Raw genomic sequence first — 17,877 nt, forward strand, 5'->3', positions numbered from 1 at the left:
CCGCTCCGCCCTCCCCGGGAACCCGTCAGGCGTTGCGCCCGCCGGCGAAGGCCAGCCGGGCCGCGAGGCCCAGGAAGATCGCGCCCGTGGCCCATTGTTGCACGCGGGCGATCGTGGGATGGCGGTGCAGCCAGCCGCCGATCCCGCCGGCCCCGAGGCCCACCGCCAGGTTCACCAGCGTCCCCGAGATGTCCACCACGATGCCGAGGACCAGCACCTGCAGCGCCGCAGGTCCGGCCGCGGGATCGACGAACTGCGGCAGGAAGGCCAGGAAGAACAGGGCGACCTTGGGGTTCAGCAGGTTGGTGACGAGGCCCTGCACGAAGACGCGGCGCAGGCCGCCCGGCGCGGCCACCCCGCCGTGCAGCGCCGTCGGCGGCGCCCGGAACGTCTTCCAGGCGATCCAGGCCAGATAGGCCGCGCCTGCATAGCGCACGGCGTCGAAGAGCGCGGGCGAGGCCGCGAGCAGGCCCGCAAGGCCCACCGCCGCCGCCGCCACATGGACGAGGCAGCCCGCCCCGATGCCGAGGGCCGCCACGGCGCCGGCGGTCCGTCCCCGGCCGACGCCATTGGCAATGCAGAACAGCATGTCGGGGCCCGGCGTGAGGTTGAGTGCCAGGGACGCGCCGAGAAAGAGCATCAGGGTGGCGGGATCGGGCATGGCAGCCTCCGGGCTGGTCGTCTCCGCGAGACTAGCCGCGCCACGACGCGGGTGCGACGGGAACGGTCCCGCCGCCTGCGCATGGCGGCCGTGCGGCGGCCATCCGGACGCCGTTCGGATGCGCGTGCCCCTTGGCCCGCGGGCACATGCGATCCCATATGGATCATGCATGTATGGATCATGCATGAAGATCGTCTTTTTCACCCTCTTGCTGCTGGCGGCGCTCCTGGCTGGACCCGCCTACGTCCTTGCCACCGGCATCGTGACCATGCGCAACGACTGGGCCACCGCCCATCGGGGCTCGGCGGGGCTCGCGCCTGACCCGGCGAAGACGCGTGAGGCCGTGGTCCAGCTCTATGCCGCGCGCGCCTTCTCGTGGCGCGGCGCCTTCGGCGTGCACCCCTGGTTCGCGGTGAAGCCCGAGGGCGCGGACGAGTACACGGTCTACGAGCTGATCGGCTGGCGAGCCTTCCGGGGGCTCGACGGGGTCGTCGTCCGCAACGGGACGCCGGATCCCCATTGGTTCGGACAGCGCCCCGCGATCTTGGCCGAGCTCCGCGGGGCCGAGGCCGCGGCGGCGATCCCCAAGATCGCCGAGGCCGCCGGAAGCTATCCTTACAGCCGCGACTACAGAATCTGGCCCGGCCCCAACAGCAACACCTTCGCGGCCTGGGTCGCCCGCGCGGTGCCGGAGCTGCGCGCCGACCTGCCATCCAACGCGCTGGGCAAGGATTATCTCGGCACCCGGATCGTCGCGCGCGCCCCCAGCGGCACGGGCTGGCAGATGAGCCTGTTCGGCCTGCTCGGCATCCTGCTGGCGCGCGAAGAGGGGATCGAGGTAAACGTGCTGGGCATGAGCTTCGGCATCGATCCGCTGGCTCCGGCGCTCAGGCTGCCGGGGATCGGCCGCATCGGGCCGGGCGCCTGGGCAGAGAACGAAAGGAATTGAGCATGGTTCAGGACAATGTCGACGACCTCGGCCGCAAGCTGTTCGGCACCACGCTGCAGGAGGCTTCGATCCGCGTCGTCGGCTTCATGGTGGTCGTGGCATTGGTGCTTGGCACGCTCGCCTGGATGATCCGTTAGCCGCCGCTCGGGCGCCCAGCCCTCGCAGGACAAACATGAGCGGCGCGCAGCCAGGCGAGCGGAACATCGCTCCTTACCGCCTGCTCGCGATGGCCGCGGGTGCGGGCGCGCTCTACCTCCTGATCCTCGCATTCCCTGCGGCCCCATGCTGGAGCCTGCCAGTCCTGACAGGCCTCGCCGCCGTACCGATCTGGATCAACCGGCGCGAGCGCGCCCTCATGGAGCGGCAGGCGCTGCTGGACGGCCTGATGCTGGAGGCCAGCGGCATCCGCCAATGGCTCCGGCAGGGCCGCGTCCTGGGCGCCCTGCAGGCATTGAAGGCGCTGGCCCTGGCGGTGGTGCTGTTCGCCGGCGCCGGCGCGCTGGGGCCCTGGCACCTGGCCGCGCTGGGCGGCAGCACGCTGTTCCTGGCCCTCGCCGCAGGTCCCGCCGAGCGGCTCCTGGCGGGCCATCTCCGGCCCGACCGGCTCGGCACCACGGCGCGGGGCTGGATTCTGCCGGCAGCGAACCTCGCCGTGCTGGCCCCGGCCTTCTTCGCCATCGATTTCCTGATCGCCGGCGCGCCGGACACGCGCGGACTGGCTTGGCACGGCGTCGCCGAGGATGCCTTCGCCGCGGCGACCGCTGCCTCGGCCTGCGGGCTCGCAGGCATGCTCTCCGGCATCTTCGCGGCGGCGGACGCCCTGGCCTGGCACGTCTACCAGGGCCTCGTCCCCGCGCTTCCCGGCACCGGCGCCAGGATCGCTGCCGGCCTGCTGTTTCTGCTGAAGGCCGGGATCGTCGCCTGGATCTACACCTGCTTCCAGCTCGGCGTCGGGGCGCTGGCCGCACGGCGACGCGGCGCGCCCGAAGGCGGGTCCGCGCCATGGGGCGTCTTCGCTGCGGTTGTTCTCGCCTTCGCCGCTCCCATCCTTCTCGCGGCGTCTCTGGTCCGGGATCTCGGCCCGGCCGCGTTTCCCCCAGGCCTGCGCGAGGTCGCCTCCTGGATGGACCCCTGCCGGCCCGACGGGCGCGCGATGGCCGCGCTCCGCTCGGACATGGCGACCGAGATCGCGGCCGCGCAGGACGTGGCCCGGCGCGAGGTCCTGCTCGCGGTGGAGCGCGACCTCGACGCCCTCTTCTCCGGGGCCGAGGCCGGCATCGAACGCTATCTCGACTGGCATTTCTCGCTGCGCGGGGAATACCAGCGGCTCGCCGCGCTGGCGACCGGCAGCCTGGCGGAATCCATGGCCCAGCGCCTAGACGGGCACCTTTTCGGGCCGGCTGGTTTCCAGACCGGCCTCGAGCGCATGGACCACGCCATCGCCACCGGTGCGCAGGCGGTGATGGCCGGGCTCCCGCAGCGCCTGGGCTCGCGCGCCTCGGCACGGGCCGGTGCCGCCGGCTGCCGGCTCCACCGGCTCGATCTGCCGGCCCTTGCGGGGCTGGAGCGGGATCTGCCGCGTCTGGCCGGGGTGGCCGGGACCACGGCCGCGCTGGTTGCGGGCGGCGGCGTCGCGGCGAAAGTCCTGTCGGCAAGGGTTGCCGCCCGTCGCGGAGCGCAGGCCGCGCTGGGCGTCGCCAGCCGCACGGCCGGCCGGGCCGCCGCGCGGACCGGCGGATCGGCACTGATGTCCGCGGCGGGCGCCGCGGCCGCCTGCGCCCCCGGGGGACCTGCCGCCATGCTCTGCGGCCTCCTGGCGGGCGCCGCTGCCTGGCTTGGGACCGACATGGCCTTCATCGAGATCGACGAGGCGCTGCACCGCGCCGCCATGCGCGAGGAGCTGCTGGCGGCCCTGCATGATCAGAGGCAGGCGCTGGCCGAGGCGCTGCGCCTGCGGCATCTGGCGGCGCTGGACCGCATGGCGCAGGAGATCGACCTCCGGGTGGAGCGCGTCTTCCTTCCCGTGCGCGACGCGCTCTGAGTGCCGCCGCCCGGACGGGCATGGCTGTCAGCCGTAACTCGCGGTTGGAATGGCGGCCACCAACCCCTATGCTCGCCCACTTCCGATCCGCAGCGGGCGACGATTCCATGAGCATCTGGGGAAAGATCCTCGGCGGCGCGGCCGGCCTGCTGGTGGGCGGTCCCCTGGGCGCGCTCGTCGGCGCGGCGGCCGGCCACGCCGCGGACCTCTACTGGGGGGACCGGGAGGAGGGCCCGCAGGACCCCGAGATCCTGAAGCAGCGGGTCGCCTTCACCATCGGCTCCGTCGTGCTGGGCGCGAAGATGGCCAAGGCCGACGGCGTGGTGACCCGGCACGAGGTGACGGCCTTCAAGCAGGTCTTCTCGATCCCGCCCGAGGAGATGAGCAACGTCGCCTGGCTGTTCGACCGCGCCAAGAAGGACGCGACCGGCTTCGAGCCCTATGCCCGCCAGATCGCGAGCCTCCTCAGGGACCATCCGGCCGTCCTCGAGGATCTGCTAGACGCGCTGTTCCACATCGCCCATGCAGACGGCGAGATCCACGAGGCCGAGATTTCCTACCTGCGCTCCGTGGCCGAGGTCTTCGGCTTCGGCGAGGCGGAGTTCCGGCGCATCCGGGCCGCGAACGGTGCCGCCGACACCGACGATCCGCATGCGGTCCTGGGGCTTGAGCCGACGGCCACGGCCGAGGAGACCAAGGCTGCGCACCGCCGGCTGGTGCGCGAGCTGCACCCGGACCGCCTCGTGGCCGAGGGCCTGCCGCCCGAGTTCGTCGCCATCGCGCAGGACAAGCTCGCCGCCATCAACGCGGCCTATGACCGCATCAAGCGCGACCAGCGCGCGCTCACCTGAACCCTTAGGGACCATGGCTCCTCCCCTTCCCCTGGTGGCCCTGCGCGGCGCGGCCGTGACGTTCGGCGGACGCCCGCTCTTCGAGGGCGTCGACCTGGCGCTTGGCCGCGGCGACAAGGCCTGCCTCGTCGGCCGCAACGGAACCGGCAAGTCGACGCTGATGAAGGTGCTCGCCGGCACGATGCAGCTCGACGGCGGCGAACGCTTCCTGCAGCCGGGCGCCCGCATCGCCTATCTCTCGCAGGAGCCTGATTTCGGGGCTTTCGCCACCGTGCGGGACTTCGTCGCCGCCGGGCTGCCGGAGAGGGAGAGCGACCAGGCATACCGGGTCGAGGCCGTGATGGACCATCTGTCCGTCCCCGCCGACCGGTTGCCCGCGAACCTTTCCGGTGGCGAGGCGCGGCGCGCGGCCCTGGCCCAGGCGCTGGTCGGCGAGCCGGACGTGCTGCTGCTCGACGAGCCCACGAACCATCTCGACCTGCCGACCATCGAATGGCTCGAGGGCGAGCTGTCGGCCTGGCGAGGCGGGCTGCTGCTGATCAGCCACGACCGCGCCTTCCTGAACCGGCTGGCGCAGCGGACGGTCTGGCTCGACCGCGGCACGCTGCGGGAGACCGGCCGGCCCTTCTCGGCCTTCGAGGCTTGGCGCGACGAGGTCTTCGCCCTGGAGGCCGAGGCCGCCCACAAGCTCGACCGCAAGATCGAGGCCGAGCTGAAATGGATGTACGGGGGCGGCATCTCGGCGCGCCGGACCCGCAACATGGGCCGCGTGCGCAAGCTGCAGCAGATGCGCATCGACCGCTCGGAGCGCATCCGGGGCGGACAGCAGGTGCGCCTCGCCATTGCCGAGGCGGAATCCAGCGGGCGCATGGTGATCGAGGCCGAGGGGATCTCGAAAGCCTTCGAGGGGCCCGCCGGCCGTCGCCCGATCGTCACCGGCTTCACGACGCGCATCCTGCGCGGCGACCGGGTGGGCATCATCGGCCCTAACGGCGCCGGCAAGACGACGCTGCTGCGGATCCTGACGGGCGAGCTGGCCCCCGATGCCGGCACGCTCCGCCTGGGAGCCAATCTGGAGCCGGTCTATTTCGACCAGAAGCGCATGAACCTGGATCCGGACATGACGATCCAGGAGACGCTGGTGCCTGGCGGCGGCGACATCGTCACCTTCGGCGGCAAGCCCGTGCACGTCGCGAGCTACATGAAGGACTTCCTGTTCGAGCCCAGGATGAAGGACCAGCCGGTCCGCAGCCTTTCGGGCGGCGAGCGCAACCGGCTGCTCCTTGCGCGGCTGTTCGCGCGCCCGTCCAACCTGATGATCCTGGACGAGCCCACCAACGACCTGGACATGGACACGCTGGACCTCCTTGAGGAGGTGCTGGGTGACTACGAGGGCACGCTGCTGCTGGTCAGCCACGACCGTGACTTCCTGGACCGGCTGGTGACCTCCGTAATCGCCGTCGAGGGCGATGGCGAGGTGATGGAGTATCCCGGTGGCTATTCCGACTATCTCGTCCAGCGGCCCGCACGCACGGCCCCTGAGCCGGCGAGGCAGAAGCGCGCCGAGCCGCCGCCCGCGGCGCCGGCGAAGCAGCGCCGGAAGCTCGCCTTCAAGGAGCAGCGCGAACTCGACGAGCTTCCGGGCCGGATGGAAGCGCTGGGCACCGAGATCGCGCGGCTGAACGCGACGCTGTCCGACGCCGGCCTCTATGGGCGCGACCCCGCCGGCTTCGCCAAGGCGACGGAGCGGCTCGCCAAGGCGCAGGCCGAGCTGGCCGCCGCCGAGGACCGCTGGCTGGAGCTCGAAGCGCTGCGCGAAGAGCTGGGCGGATCCTGATGGCGCTGCGCGACATGGCGGCCGCGCTCGCCATCATGGTGATCTGGGGTTTCAACTTCGTGGTCGCGAAATGGGCACTGGCGGAGTTCCCGCCGGTCTTCGCAATGTTCCTGCGTTTCGCGCTGGTCGCGGCGATGCTGGTTCCGCTGGTCCGGGTCCCGCGGGAGCGGCTGGTCGGGATCGGCATCTTCGGGGTGCTGCTCGGCGGCATCCATTTCCCAATGATGTTCCGCGGGCTGACCCAGGTGGACGCCTCGACGGCCTCCATCGCGATCCAGCTCCAGGTCCCCTTCGCGGCCATGATGGCGGCGGTCGTCTTCAAGGACCGTCCGACCTGGCGGCAGGTGCTGGGTATGGCGATCGCCTTCGGCGGGGTCGTGGTGATCGCCGGGGAGCCGCGGCTCTCCGCGAGCCTCGTGCATCTCGCCCTGATCGTCGGCGCCAGCTTCGTCTTCGCCATCGCCAACATCCACGTCAAGCGCATGGGCCCCGTGGACGTCTTCGCGCTGAACGGCTGGATGAGCCTCTTCGCGGCGCCGCTGCTGCTGGGGACGAGCCTCGCGACCGAGCAGGGCCAATGGGAGGCCCTGGGCGCGGCGACCTGGCTGGGCTGGGCCTCGATCCTCTACATGGTCGTACTGGTCACGGGGATTTCCTACGGGCTCTGGTACCCGCTGCTGACGCGCTACGACGTCAGCCAGACCATGCCGTGGACGCTGACCGTGCCGATCTTCGGCGTCCTCTCGGGCGTCCTGGTGCTGGGTGACCCGCTGACACCCGCCCTGATCCTGGGCGGGGCGCTGACGCTGGTCGGCGTCGCGCTGATCGTCCTGAGACCGAAACGGGCCGTCGAACCCGCGGCCGGAAGCACGACCTGAGCGGGGACGGCTTCGGCCCGCGGCTGTTGGTCCCCCGGAAACCGCAAAGCGCGGAACCGCAAACGGGAGCCCCCGCCATGGCCGAGACCGACAAGCCCGAGACCCCGAAGATCGGCGACGAGCAGCTGGCCCGGCTGCGCCGCGGCGACACCGGAGATCCCGCCAATCCGGGCGACCCCTCCCCGCAGAGCGGCCCGGTCGAGGAGCACCCGGCCGGGCTGCCCGACGAGATCCGCTAGAGGACAGACATCTCCGCGGCGTCAGGCGGCGCCCCGGACCAGCTCGTCGAGCAGGCGCTCGCCCTCGGGCCAGGCGTCCAGGCCGGAGGCCGCGTTGATGTGCCCGAGCCCGTCGACCAGCACCGGGCGGGAGCCCCAGGCGGCGGCGAAGGCGCGGGCGCGCCCGGGGGTGCAGTAGGGATCGTCGGTGCTGCACACCAGGATGGAGGCGAAGGGAAGGCGCTCCATCGGCATGGGGGCGAAGCTGCGCGTCTCGGGAGGGATGGGGATCGGCAGATCCTCTTCGCCCTGATCGACGTCGGCCGGGGCCACCAGCAGCGCCCCCGAGACCTTCGCCGCCGAGCCGGCACGCGCCCAGTGGCCGACCAGCGCGCAGGCGAGGCTGTGGGCGACCAGGACCACCGGCGCCTCGGCCTGGACGACAGCCTGCTCCAGCCGCGCTACCCAGCTGTCGCGCTCGGGCGCATCCCAATCGGCCTGCTCGACACGGCGGAAGGCGGGATTTCGCGCCTCCCAAAGGGACTGCCAGTGCTCGGGACCGGAGCCGCCAAGGCCGGGCAGGATCAGGACGCTTGCGACCATTCCTTGATTCCCCTGAGTTGCATTGCAGCATCAAAGCCGCACCGCCCTGCGTCAAGCCGGGGTGCGCGGCCTCGGTCGTTGTGATAGGACGCTACCAGATGGGCCCCCATCGGGATGGGGCGCCATCAGGACGGGCCGCTTGACGGCGGCGCCTGCTGGGCTTGAATGGGATGATGATCGATCTGCCCTCGCCGAACCACGGACCCCGCCGGGCGGATGCCCCAATCGACATCCTGCTGCTGCACTACACGGGCATGCCGGACGCCCGGTCCGCTCTCGACCGGCTGCGCGACCCCGGGGCGGAGGTCAGCGCCCATTACGTCGTGGGCGAGGATGGGATGGTCTGGGCCATGGTGCCCGAGGACCGGCGGGCCTGGCATGCCGGCCGGTCTTTCTGGCAGGGGGAGCGGGACGTGAACTCGCGCTCGATCGGGGTCGAGATCGTGAACCCCGGCCACGAATGGGGCTACCGCCCCTTCCCCGCCGCGCAGATGGAAGCGGTGGCCGAGCTCGCCCGCGGGATCATCGCACGGCACGGGATCCCGCCCGCTCGGGTGCTCGGCCATTCCGACGTGGCGCCCGCCCGCAAGGAGGATCCCGGCGAGCTGTTCGACTGGCGCGACCTGGCCGCGCGCGGCGTCGGTCACTGGCCGGATCGGGACCCGGGCGAGGACGGCTCCGGTGGCGCGGAGGAGGCGCACCGCCTGCTGCTGGCGCTCGGCTACGACCCGGAATGCCCGCCGCCCCTGCTGGTCCGCGCTTTTCACCGGCGCTACCGGCCAGAGGCGCTGGACGCGCCGGCCGATGCCGACACCCTGCGCCTGCTGCGGGCTCTGGCGCGCAGCGGCGCCATCTGCTCTTGAGCGGCGCCGCGCAAGGGCCTATGTACGGCGCTGCCAGACGGCCGGATGGCCGCTCTCCGCCCTCGGGCGGGGGGAGGAAAGTCCGGGCTCCACGAGAACACGGTGCCGGGTAACGCCCGGCGGGGGCGACCCCAGGGACAGTGCCACAGAAAGCAAACCGCCGGCGCGCCGGGGACCTCGGTTCCCGGTCTCGCAGGCAAGGGTGAAAGGGTGCGGTAAGAGCGCACCGCGGCCCCGGCAACGGGGACGGCAAGGTAAACCCCACCGGGAGCAAGACCGAATAGGGACGGTGCGGCCGGTTCGCCGGCCAGGCGTGTTCCCGCGCCACCGTCCGGGTTGGTCGCGCGAGGCGTCCGGCAACGGGCGTCCCAGATGAATGGCCATCCGCCGGCGCACCTCGCATCGCGAAAGGGCGCCGGCGACAGAACCCGGCTTACAGGCCGTCTGGCACCCATTTCTCCGGCCGACGGCGCGGCGGCTCAGTCGAGCAGCTCGCGCCGCAGCAGGGCATGGAGCTCGGCCTTGGCCTCGAAGCCGATACCGGGCATCTGCGGCAGGCCGACATAGCTGTCCTCGACAGCGACGCCGTCGGCGAAGCCGCCGAAGGGCCTGAAGACGTCGGGGTAGGACTCGTTGCCGCCGAGATGCAGCCCGGCCGCGATGTTGAGCGACATCTGGTGACCGCCGTGCGGTACGACGCTTCGGCTCGACCAGCCGTGTTCGGCCATCATGTCGAGCGTTCGCATGTATTCGACCAGGCCGTAGCTCAGCGCACAGTCGAACTGCAGGATGTCGCGATCCGGTCGCATGCCGCCGAAGCGGATCAGGTTCCGCGCGTCCTGCATGGAGAACAGGTTCTCGCCGGTGGCCATGGGGCCGTCGTAATGCCTTCCGAGCTCCGCCTGCAGGGCGTAGTCCAGGGGATCGCCGACCTCCTCATACCAGCGCAGGCCATAGGGCGCGATCGCCTTCCCATAGGCGATGGCCGTTTCGAGGTCGAAGCGGCCATTGACATCCACGCAGAGGTTCCGGCCCTCGCCCAGGACCTCGAGCGCCGCCTCGATCCGCGCCAGGTCCTCGGCCAGCGGCACAGCGCCGATCTTCATCTTGCAGACCGTGTATCCGCGGTCGCGGTACGACTTCATCTCGTCCTTCAGGGCATCCAGCCCCTTTCCGGGATAGTAGTAGCCGCCTGCCGCATAGACCCAGACCCTGTCGTCGGCCTGTCCCCCACGGTAGCGGTCGGCGAGGAGCTGGTAGAGGGGTTTTCCCTCGATCTTGGCCACCGCGTCCCAGACCGCCATGTCGATGGTTCCCACGGCGACCGAGCGCTCGCCGTGGCCGCCGGGCTTCTCGTTGATCATCATCCGACGCCAGATCGCGAAGGGATCCAGGTTGCCGTTGGCCTCGTCCACCAGGCTGGCAGGGTCCGCCTCGGCCAGCCGGGGCAGGATGCGCTCGCGCATCAGGCAGCCCTGCCCGTAGCGGCCGTTTGAATTGAAGCCGAAGCCGATCACGGGCTTCCCGTCCCGAACGACATCGGTGATCACCGCGACGACCGAGCAGGTCATCTTGCTGAAGTCGATATAGGCGTTCGCGATCGGCGAAGCGATCGAGACGGTCTTCTCGCGGATTTCGACGATACGCACCACGGCTCTCCTGGTTCTTCCGGCCGGACGGCCGACCGGGACCCAACAGGCCCTTGGGTCATCCGTCAAGCCGCTTGACGGCGATGGGCCCGAAGAACGGAAGCATCGGCGAATACTTGCAGCCAGCCAGACATGGATGCAGAGGCGGGCAAGACTGCCCGGCAGCGCCGGAAGGCGCCCGGGCGCTCCGGCCTGCCCTCCAGCTTTCACAACTCCCGGCTGTCGGCAAGCGCCCTGTCATGGGATGGCATGGGACAAGTCTGCGACCAGGCCCGGACACCCCCTCGCGCCGCTCGACTCCCATTTCGTTACGTTAACGGATCGTGCCTTATATTCCGCCGAGTCGGGAACGAGCCTGAATGACGAAGGTCAAGGGCCGCCAAGGACAATGAGAACATTTCCAGAACGAACTTAATGCAATAGTTCAACCAGAATAGCCCCCTCCCCTCTTGGGGTTAACACTGCACCGGCCCCTGGGACGGCGGCAGTCGAGTGAACCAAAATATAGAAATTTCTTTGCGGTCTGCGGCTTTTACTGGGAACGGCGTTGACCGCCCACAAAATCCCATGTTATCCCATGGGCACCCAATTGGAGTGTCCTACCCCCAAGGCGTAAGCCCGAGGGATGTGGATCCGAGGGGGCGGGGCACAGGGCCGGATCCGGAGACGCGGGACGGCCGGTTCGAGGGGTCGATGGCGGTTTTCCTCTCCACCTTCGTGAACAGGATCGATCGGAAGGGACGCGTCTCCGTCCCTGCGCCGTTCCGTCAGGTGCTGGCCGAGCAGACCCCCGGCGGCGTCGCGAGCGGCGTGATCGTCTTCCGCTCGACCAGCGCCAATGCACTCGAAGCGTGTAGCGCCAAGCACATGGAGGATCTGGCCGCCGACCTCGACCTGATGGACATCACGGACGAGGAGCGCGAGGACCTGGAACTGTCGATCTTCGGCGCATCGCAGCACCTGCCGATCGACCCCGAGGGCCGGATCGTGCTGCCCGACGACCTGCGCGACTTCGCCGGGATCGGCGAGCAGGTGGCCTTCGTCGGCAAGCGCAACACCTTCCAGATCTGGCATCCCGAGAGCTTCCAGGAGCGCATGGCGCAGGCCCAGGCCAAGCGTGGCGCCGGCGGCATCTCCCTCTCCGCGATCGCATCGGCGGCCCGTCGCCGCCAGGTCGGGGGCTGAGGCCATGGCGACCCAGCCTCACATCCCGGTCCTGCGCGACGAGGTCGTGGCCGCCCTGGCCCCCCGCGCCGGCGGCGTCTACGTGGACGGCACCTTCGGGCGCGGCGGGTACGCGCGCGCCATCCTCGACGCCGCGGACTGCCGGGTCTGGGGCATCGACCGCGACCCCGAGGCCATTGCCGCGGGCGAGGCGCTCGCCGGGGCCTATCCGGACCGGCTCGCGGTGATCGAGGGCTCCTTCAGCGAGATGGACCGCCTGCTGTCCGCGCACGGCGTCGAACGGGTGGACGGTGTGGCGCTCGACCTCGGCGTCTCCTCCCCGCAGCTCGACGATCCCGCCCGCGGCTTCTCGTTCCGGGGCGACGGACCGCTCGACATGCGCATGGGACGGCATGGGAAAACCGCCGCCGACGTCGTCAACGGCGCGGCCGAGGCCGAGCTCGCCGACATCATCTTCTCCCTGGGCGAGGAGCGGCACGCGCGCCGCGTCGCCCGCGCGATCATCGAGGCACGCCGCGCCAAGCCCTTCGAGCGCACGCTGGAGCTGGCCGAAGCCGTTCGCCGTGTCGTGCCGCGTTCCAAGGACGGGATCGATCCTGCGACCCGGACCTTCCAGGCGCTCCGGCTCTTCGTGAACGACGAGCTGGGCGAGCTGGACCGCGGCCTGGCCGCGGCCGAGCGCCTTCTCGTCCCCGGCGGGCGGCTGGCGGTGGTCAGCTTCCACTCGCTCGAGGACCGCAGGGTCAAGGATTTCCTGCGAGGGCGCGAGGGCCGCGTGCCCGCGCCCTCGCGCCACGCCCCGGTGCAGCAGCCCGGCCGCGCGCCGAGCTTCCGCACCTTGACCAAGAAGCCCGTAGCGCCCGGCTCCGCCGAGGCGACGGCCAACCCGCGCGCCCGGTCGGCCCGGCTCCGCGCCGCGGAACGTACGGAGGCCCCGGCCTTCGAGGAGGCTGCATGATCGGCAAGATTCACGTGCTCTGGCTCGGCCTGATCGGCCTCTCCAGCGGAGTGCTGTTCCATACGAGCTACGAGGTCCAGGAGCTTCAGGAGAAGCTGCAGACCGTGAACCGCGAGATCATCCGGGAACAGGAAGCGATCCAGATCCTGAAGGCCGAATGGGCCTATCTCAACGAGCCCGGCCGGATCGAGGTGCTGGCGCGCAAGTACACCGCCCTGGCCCCGATCGCCGGCGTGCAGCTCGCGACCTCGGCCGAGGTCGTGCCGCCGCGCGTCGACAGCTTCGGCCCCGCCTTCGTTTCCGCGATGCCCCTGCCGCGGCTGAAGCCCGGCTCGCCGCGCATCGCCGCGGCCAAGCCAGCGCCGCAGCTTCCCGCCGAGCAGCCGGCGCCGGCGCGGCCCTTCGCCGCTGGCCAGGGTCAGGTGGCGGACCTTCCCTTCCTGCCCGAGGGGGCCACCGAAGCGGACGTGACGGCGCCGCTCAGCATCCCGGGCGTGATGTTCACCCAGTTCGGAGGAGAGGCCGACTGATGACAGGCATGGTCCCGACCGCCGGCTTCGGCCTCCCGGTCCGCGTCGCGCCGCGGCCGAACCGCGCCGTGCATGCCCTGGAGCAGGGGCGCGCGCGGCTAAGCGTCGCCATGGCGGCCTTCGGCATGGCGTTCGTCGGGATCTCGCTGGGGCTCGTGAACGCGACGGTGCTGCGCCAGTCGGCCGAGCCCGACATCGCCCAGGCCGCGCCCGCGCGGACGCTTCAGGCGAGCCGCGCCGACATCGTCGACCGCAACGGCGTGGTGCTGGCGACCTCCCTTGTGACGCAGTCGCTCTATGCCGACCCCAAGCTCGTGATCAACCCGGTCGAGGCCGCGGAAAAGCTGACGGCGGCCCTGACCGACCTCGACTATGGGGACGTGCTGCAGAAGCTGAAGGCCGACAAGCGCTTCGTCTGGATCAAGCGGAACCTGTCGCCGCGCGAGAGCTACATCGTGAACCGCCTGGGCATCCCGGGCGTCGCCTTCCAGCGCGAGGAGCGCCGCGTCTACCCCCAGGGCAGCCTGGCCGCGCATGTGGTGGGCTTCACCGGGGTCGACAACAACGGCCTGATGGGGATCGAGCAGTCCTTCGACAAGGAGCTGCGCGGCTCCACCGAGGCCGTGAACCTCTCGCTGGACGTGCGCCTCCAGCACATCATGCGCCGCGAACTCAAGGGCGCCGTCGAGGAATTCAGCGCCATCGGCGGCGCCGGCATGATCTTCGACATCCGGACCGGGGAGATCCTGTCCATGGTCTCGCTGCCGGACTTCGATCCGCACGACCCGGTGGGGCTCGATGAGAACACCCGGTTCAACCGGAACACGCTCGGCGTGTACGAGATGGGCTCCACCTTCAAGATCTTCAATTCGGCGCTGGCCTTCGAGACCGGCCGCATCACGCCGACGAGCCATTTCGACGCCAGCCGCCCGATCCAGGTCGGTCGCTACACAATCAGCGACTATCACGGGAAGAACCGCGTGCTGAGCGTCGCGGAGGTGTTCCAGTACTCCTCCAACATCGGCTCCGTGCGCATGGTCCTGGAAGCCGGGGTGCCTGCCCAGCGGGCGCTGCTGACCAAGCTCGGCCTCACCTCCAAGCCGACGCTGGAGATCCCGGAGGTCGGCGCGCCCATGGTCCCGAACCCGTGGCGCGAGATCAACGCGATGACGATCTCCTTCGGGCACGGCCTGTCGGTCAGCCCGCTGCAGGTGGTGACGGCGACCGCCGCGGTCGTCAATGGCGGCATCATGCGCCACCCGACGATCCTGAAGCGCAACGAGGCCGAGCCCATGTCGGGCGAGCGCGTCGTCTCGCCGGCCACCTCGATGCTGATGCGCAAGATGATGCGGCTGGTGGTGACCGAGGGCACCGCCGGCGGCGCCAAGGCCGAGGGCTACGTGGTCGGCGGCAAGACCGGCACCGCCGAGAAGATCACCGGCCGCGGCTACAACGCCAAGGCCCGCATGTCGTCCTTCGTGGGCGCCTTCCCCATCAACGACCCCCGCTACGTGATCCTGGTGATCCTGGACGAGCCCAAGGGCATCGCGCGGACCGGCGGATACGCCACCGGCGGCGCCGCGGCGGCGCCCCTGGGCGGGCGCGTGATCCGTCAGGTCGCGCCGCTGCTGGGGCTGACGCCGGTCGACGAGAACCGTCCGGACATCCGACAGGCGCTCGACATCACCGCCCCTCCGCCGCGGAGCAGCCTCCTTGCGTCTCACTGACCTCCTCGCCCGCGCACCCGGAACGAGCACGCGCCCCGCAGCGCCTTCCGCCGGCGTGGCGGACCCCGCGATCACGGGCCTGACCAGCGACTCCCGGGCCGTGCGCCCGGGTTTCCTGTTCGCGGCCCTGCCGGGCACGAAGGCCGACGGCGCGAGCTTCATCCCTCAGGCCCTGGCCGCTGGCGCGGTCGCCGTGCTGGCCGCCGAAGGTACCGCGCTGCCCGCCGGCGCCACGGCGGCGCTGATCGCCGACGCCAATCCGCGCCGGCGCCTCGCGCTCCTGGCGGCGGCCTTCTACGGGCGGCAGCCCGCCACGGTGGTCGCGGTGACCGGGACCAACGGCAAGACCTCGACCGTCCAGTTCACCCGCCAGATCTGGGAGCGCCTCGGCCGTCGCGCGGCATCGCTCGGAACGCTGGGCGTCACCGCCCGCGGGCTCGATCGCTACGGCTCGCTGACGACGCCCGACACGGTCAGCCTGCACGCCACCCTGGCCGAGCTCGCCGATGCCGGCATCGACCATCTGGCCATGGAAGCGTCGAGCCACGGGCTCGACCAGCACCGGCTGGACGGTGTTCGAATCCTTTCCGCCGGCTTTACGAACTTGTCACGGGATCATCTCGACTACCACGGCTCCATGGACGCCTATCTTGCGGCCAAGGCGATGCTGTTCGACCGTGTGCTGGTGCCGGGCGGTGCCGCCGCGCTCAACGCCGACGTCCCCGAGTTCGAGGTCCTGGCGGAGCGGTGCGCCCAGCGGGGGCACCGCTTGCTCGGCTACGGCTTCAACGGCCGGGAGCTGACCGTCAGGGCCGTGACGCCGCTGCCCCATGGCCAGCGGCTCGACCTGCGGGTGCTCGGCGACGACTTCGCGGTCGAGCTTCCGCTCGCGGGTCGTTTCCAGGCCTGGAACGCGCTCTGCGCGCTGGGAATGGTCCTGGGCGCGGGGGCGGAGGTTGGACCGGCCGTCGCGGCGCTCGAGACGCTCGAACCCGTGCGGGGCAGGCTCGAACGTGTCGCCGAGACCCCTTCGGGGGCGCCGATCTACGTCGACTACGCCCATACGCCCGATGCCCTGGAGACTATCCTGACCGCCCTCCGCCCCCACGTTCAAGGGAAGCTCGTCGCCGTCTTCGGCTGCGGCGGCGACCGCGACCGCGGCAAGCGGCCTGTCATGGGCGGCATCGCGGCGAAGCTGGCCGACCTTGCGATCGTGACCGACGACAACCCGCGCACCGAGGACGCCGCCGCGATCCGCGCCGCCGTGATGGCGGGCTGCCCCGGCGGGATCGAGATCGGCGACCGGGCCCGCGCGATCCGCGAGGCGGTGGCGGGCCTGAAGGCGGGCGACCTGCTGGTGATCGCCGGCAAGGGCCACGAGCAGGGCCAGATCGTCGGCACTGAGGTGCGCCCCTTCGACGATGCCGAGGAGGCCAGGAAGGCCGTGAAGGAGCTTCGCGCATGAGCACCGCGCCCGAAATCCTGTGGACGGCCACCGAGGCCGCGGCCGCGACCGGCGGCCGGGCCGCGGGAACCGACTGGACGGCCACGGGCGTCTCGATCGACAGCCGGACCGTGAAGCCGGACGATCTCTTCGTGGCGCTGCAGGGCCCCAATTTCGACGGGCACGACTACGTCGCGGCCGCGCTGGCCGCCGGCGCCGCCGGAGCCCTCGTGTCCCGCGTACCGGCAGGCCTCGGTGACGGCGCGCCGCTGGTCGTCTGCGCCGACACCTTCGCCGGGCTCGGCGATCTCGGCGCCGTCTCCCGCCTGCGTGCTCCGGCGCGCATCGCCGCCGTGACGGGCTCGGTCGGCAAGACCAGCACCAAGGAGGCCATGCGCCAGGCCCTGTCCGCGCTCGGCCCGACCTTCGCGACCGAGGGCAGCCTGAACAACCACTGGGGCGTGCCGCTCTCGCTGGCGCGCCTGCCGCGCAGCGCGGAATACGGGGTCTTCGAGCTCGGCATGAACCATGCGGGCGAGCTGGGACCGCTGTCCCGCCAGGTCCGCCCGCACGTCGCGATCATCACCACCGTCGAGGCCGTGCATCTCGAGCATTTCTCCTCGGTGGAGGCCATCGCCGACGCCAAGGCCGAGATCTTCGAGGGCATGGATCCCCACGGCGCCGCCGTGCTGAACCGCGACAACCCCCATTACGCCCGGCTGGTCGCCGCCGCACGCACCCAGGGGCTGTCCCGCGTCCTGAGCTTCGGCTCCCACGAGGACGCCGACGCGCATCTGATCGAATGCTCGCTGCACGCGACCTGCAGCGGCATCACCGCATCGATCCGTGGCGAACGCATCCAGTACTGCCTGTCCATGCCGGGCCGTCACCACGTCCTGAACAGCCTGGCCGTCCTGCTGGCGGTCAGCGCCCTGGGCGGCGACGTGGTCGAGGCCTCCAAGGCCCTGAGCCGGGTGCCGCCCATGAAGGGCCGAGGCCAGCGCAAGCGCGTCGAGCTGCCCCAGGGCAGCTTCACCGTGATCGACGAGAGCTACAATGCGAGCCCCGCCTCGATCGCGGCGACGCTGCAGGTGCTCGGCCGCAGTGATCCCGGCGCCGGCGGGCGGCGGATCGCCGTGCTCGGCGACATGCTCGAGCTCGGCGCCCAGTCGCCGCAGCTCCATGCGGGCCTGGCACAGCCGCTGGCCGAGGTCGGCGTCGACCTCGTCTTCTGCTCGGGCCCCAACATGCGCCACCTCTTCGACCGGCTGCCCGCGGCCATGCGCGGCGCCCATGCGGCGGACAGCGCGGCCCTCGCGCCGCTCGTCGCCAAGGCGGTGCGGGCGGGCGACGTGATCATGGTCAAGGGCTCGGCCGGCAGCCGCATGGGCCGCGTGGTCGATGCCCTTCTGGAAAGCGGCTCCGCGGCCGGACAGGCCGGGAACGAGGCGGCGACCGCCGCCGCCGCACGCTGAGGCTTCAA

The 17,877-nt window shown here is 71.2% G+C and carries 17 protein-coding genes and 1 other RNA gene; 15 read left to right on the forward strand and 3 right to left on the reverse strand.

Annotated elements, in window-relative coordinates:
• Positions 1–25: 25 nt before the first annotated feature.
• Positions 26–661 carry a LysE family translocator gene (locus tag JUB13_RS02270; RefSeq protein ID WP_207476844.1) on the reverse strand — a complete coding sequence of 212 codons (636 nt, stop codon included), beginning with the start codon at positions 659–661 and terminating at the stop codon, positions 26–28.
• A gap of 184 nt (positions 662–845) precedes the next feature.
• On the opposite strand from JUB13_RS02270, the gene JUB13_RS02275 reads away from it, so the two are divergent.
• The 7 genes from JUB13_RS02275 (at position 846) to JUB13_RS02300 (ending at position 7,456) form a co-directional block, all read left to right on the forward strand.
• Positions 846–1,610 carry a DUF3750 domain-containing protein gene (locus JUB13_RS02275; protein WP_207476845.1) on the forward strand — a complete coding sequence of 255 codons (765 nt, stop codon included), beginning with the start codon at positions 846–848 and terminating at the stop codon, positions 1,608–1,610.
• A gap of 2 nt (positions 1,611–1,612) precedes the next feature.
• On the forward strand, positions 1,613–1,747 hold the full coding sequence (locus JUB13_RS31750) for a hypothetical protein (protein ID WP_268914310.1): 135 nt from the start codon (positions 1,613–1,615) through the stop codon (positions 1,745–1,747).
• A 35-nt stretch (positions 1,748–1,782) separates the two neighbouring features.
• A complete protein-coding gene (locus JUB13_RS02280) occupies positions 1,783–3,651 on the forward strand; it encodes a hypothetical protein (RefSeq protein WP_207476847.1) in 1,869 nt (622 codons plus the stop codon).
• A 107-nt stretch (positions 3,652–3,758) separates the two neighbouring features.
• Positions 3,759–4,502, forward strand: coding sequence for a TerB family tellurite resistance protein (locus JUB13_RS02285; protein WP_207476849.1), 744 nt, complete (start codon positions 3,759–3,761; stop codon positions 4,500–4,502).
• A 13-nt stretch (positions 4,503–4,515) separates the two neighbouring features.
• Complete coding sequence (locus JUB13_RS02290; RefSeq protein ID WP_207476851.1) at positions 4,516–6,339, forward strand: ABC-F family ATP-binding cassette domain-containing protein; 1,824 nt, start codon at positions 4,516–4,518, stop codon at positions 6,337–6,339.
• Complete coding sequence (locus JUB13_RS02295; protein WP_207476853.1) at positions 6,339–7,217, forward strand: DMT family transporter; 879 nt, start codon at positions 6,339–6,341, stop codon at positions 7,215–7,217. Before JUB13_RS02290 ends, JUB13_RS02295 begins: the two co-directional genes overlap by 1 nt.
• 77 nt (positions 7,218–7,294) lie before the next feature.
• Positions 7,295–7,456, forward strand: a complete 162-nt coding sequence (locus tag JUB13_RS02300) for a hypothetical protein (protein ID WP_207476855.1) — start codon at positions 7,295–7,297, stop codon at positions 7,454–7,456.
• A 21-nt stretch (positions 7,457–7,477) separates the two neighbouring features.
• On the opposite strand, the gene JUB13_RS02305 is transcribed toward JUB13_RS02300, so the two are convergent.
• The gene (locus tag JUB13_RS02305; protein WP_207476857.1) at positions 7,478–8,038 is read right to left on the reverse strand and encodes an RBBP9/YdeN family alpha/beta hydrolase; all 561 of its coding nucleotides are present in this window, start codon (positions 8,036–8,038) and stop codon (positions 7,478–7,480) included.
• Positions 8,039–8,211: 173 nt separating this feature from the next.
• On the opposite strand from JUB13_RS02305, the gene JUB13_RS02310 reads away from it, so the two are divergent.
• A complete protein-coding gene (locus JUB13_RS02310; RefSeq protein WP_236024659.1) occupies positions 8,212–8,901 on the forward strand; it encodes an N-acetylmuramoyl-L-alanine amidase in 690 nt (229 codons plus the stop codon).
• 33 nt (positions 8,902–8,934) lie between these two features.
• Positions 8,935–9,353, forward strand: an RNA gene (gene rnpB / locus JUB13_RS02315) — RNase P RNA component class A.
• A gap of 27 nt (positions 9,354–9,380) precedes the next feature.
• On the opposite strand, the gene JUB13_RS02320 is transcribed toward rnpB, so the two are convergent.
• Complete coding sequence (locus JUB13_RS02320) at positions 9,381–10,550, reverse strand: mandelate racemase/muconate lactonizing enzyme family protein (protein WP_207476862.1); 1,170 nt, start codon at positions 10,548–10,550, stop codon at positions 9,381–9,383.
• A gap of 693 nt (positions 10,551–11,243) precedes the next feature.
• On the opposite strand from JUB13_RS02320, the gene JUB13_RS02325 reads away from it, so the two are divergent.
• From JUB13_RS02325 to JUB13_RS02350, 6 genes are read left to right on the forward strand one after another with little or no spacing between them, the layout of a single operon-like run.
• Entirely contained in the window at positions 11,244–11,735 is a 492-nt protein-coding gene (locus JUB13_RS02325; RefSeq protein ID WP_207476864.1) for a division/cell wall cluster transcriptional repressor MraZ, read from the forward strand.
• Positions 11,736–11,739: 4 nt separating this feature from the next.
• Entirely contained in the window at positions 11,740–12,693 is a 954-nt protein-coding gene (gene rsmH, locus JUB13_RS02330) for a 16S rRNA (cytosine(1402)-N(4))-methyltransferase RsmH (RefSeq protein WP_207476866.1), read from the forward strand.
• A complete protein-coding gene (ftsL, locus tag JUB13_RS02335) occupies positions 12,690–13,223 on the forward strand; it encodes a cell division protein FtsL (RefSeq protein WP_207476867.1) in 534 nt (177 codons plus the stop codon). Before rsmH ends, ftsL begins: the two co-directional genes overlap by 4 nt.
• Positions 13,223–14,950, forward strand: a complete 1,728-nt coding sequence (locus JUB13_RS02340) for a peptidoglycan D,D-transpeptidase FtsI family protein (protein ID WP_207476869.1) — start codon at positions 13,223–13,225, stop codon at positions 14,948–14,950. The genes ftsL and JUB13_RS02340 overlap by 1 nt, the downstream gene beginning before the upstream one ends.
• A complete protein-coding gene (locus tag JUB13_RS02345) occupies positions 14,937–16,415 on the forward strand; it encodes a UDP-N-acetylmuramoyl-L-alanyl-D-glutamate--2,6-diaminopimelate ligase (protein WP_207476871.1) in 1,479 nt (492 codons plus the stop codon). The genes JUB13_RS02340 and JUB13_RS02345 overlap by 14 nt, the downstream gene beginning before the upstream one ends.
• Positions 16,412–17,869 carry a UDP-N-acetylmuramoylalanyl-D-glutamyl-2,6-diaminopimelate--D-alanyl-D-alanine ligase gene (locus JUB13_RS02350; protein ID WP_207476873.1) on the forward strand — a complete coding sequence of 486 codons (1,458 nt, stop codon included), beginning with the start codon at positions 16,412–16,414 and terminating at the stop codon, positions 17,867–17,869. Before JUB13_RS02345 ends, JUB13_RS02350 begins: the two co-directional genes overlap by 4 nt.
• Positions 17,870–17,877 lie beyond the last annotated feature (8 nt).

The sequence above is a fragment of the Arenibaculum pallidiluteum genome (assembly GCF_017355985.1).
Taxonomy (GTDB): domain Bacteria; phylum Pseudomonadota; class Alphaproteobacteria; order Azospirillales; family Azospirillaceae; genus Arenibaculum; species Arenibaculum pallidiluteum.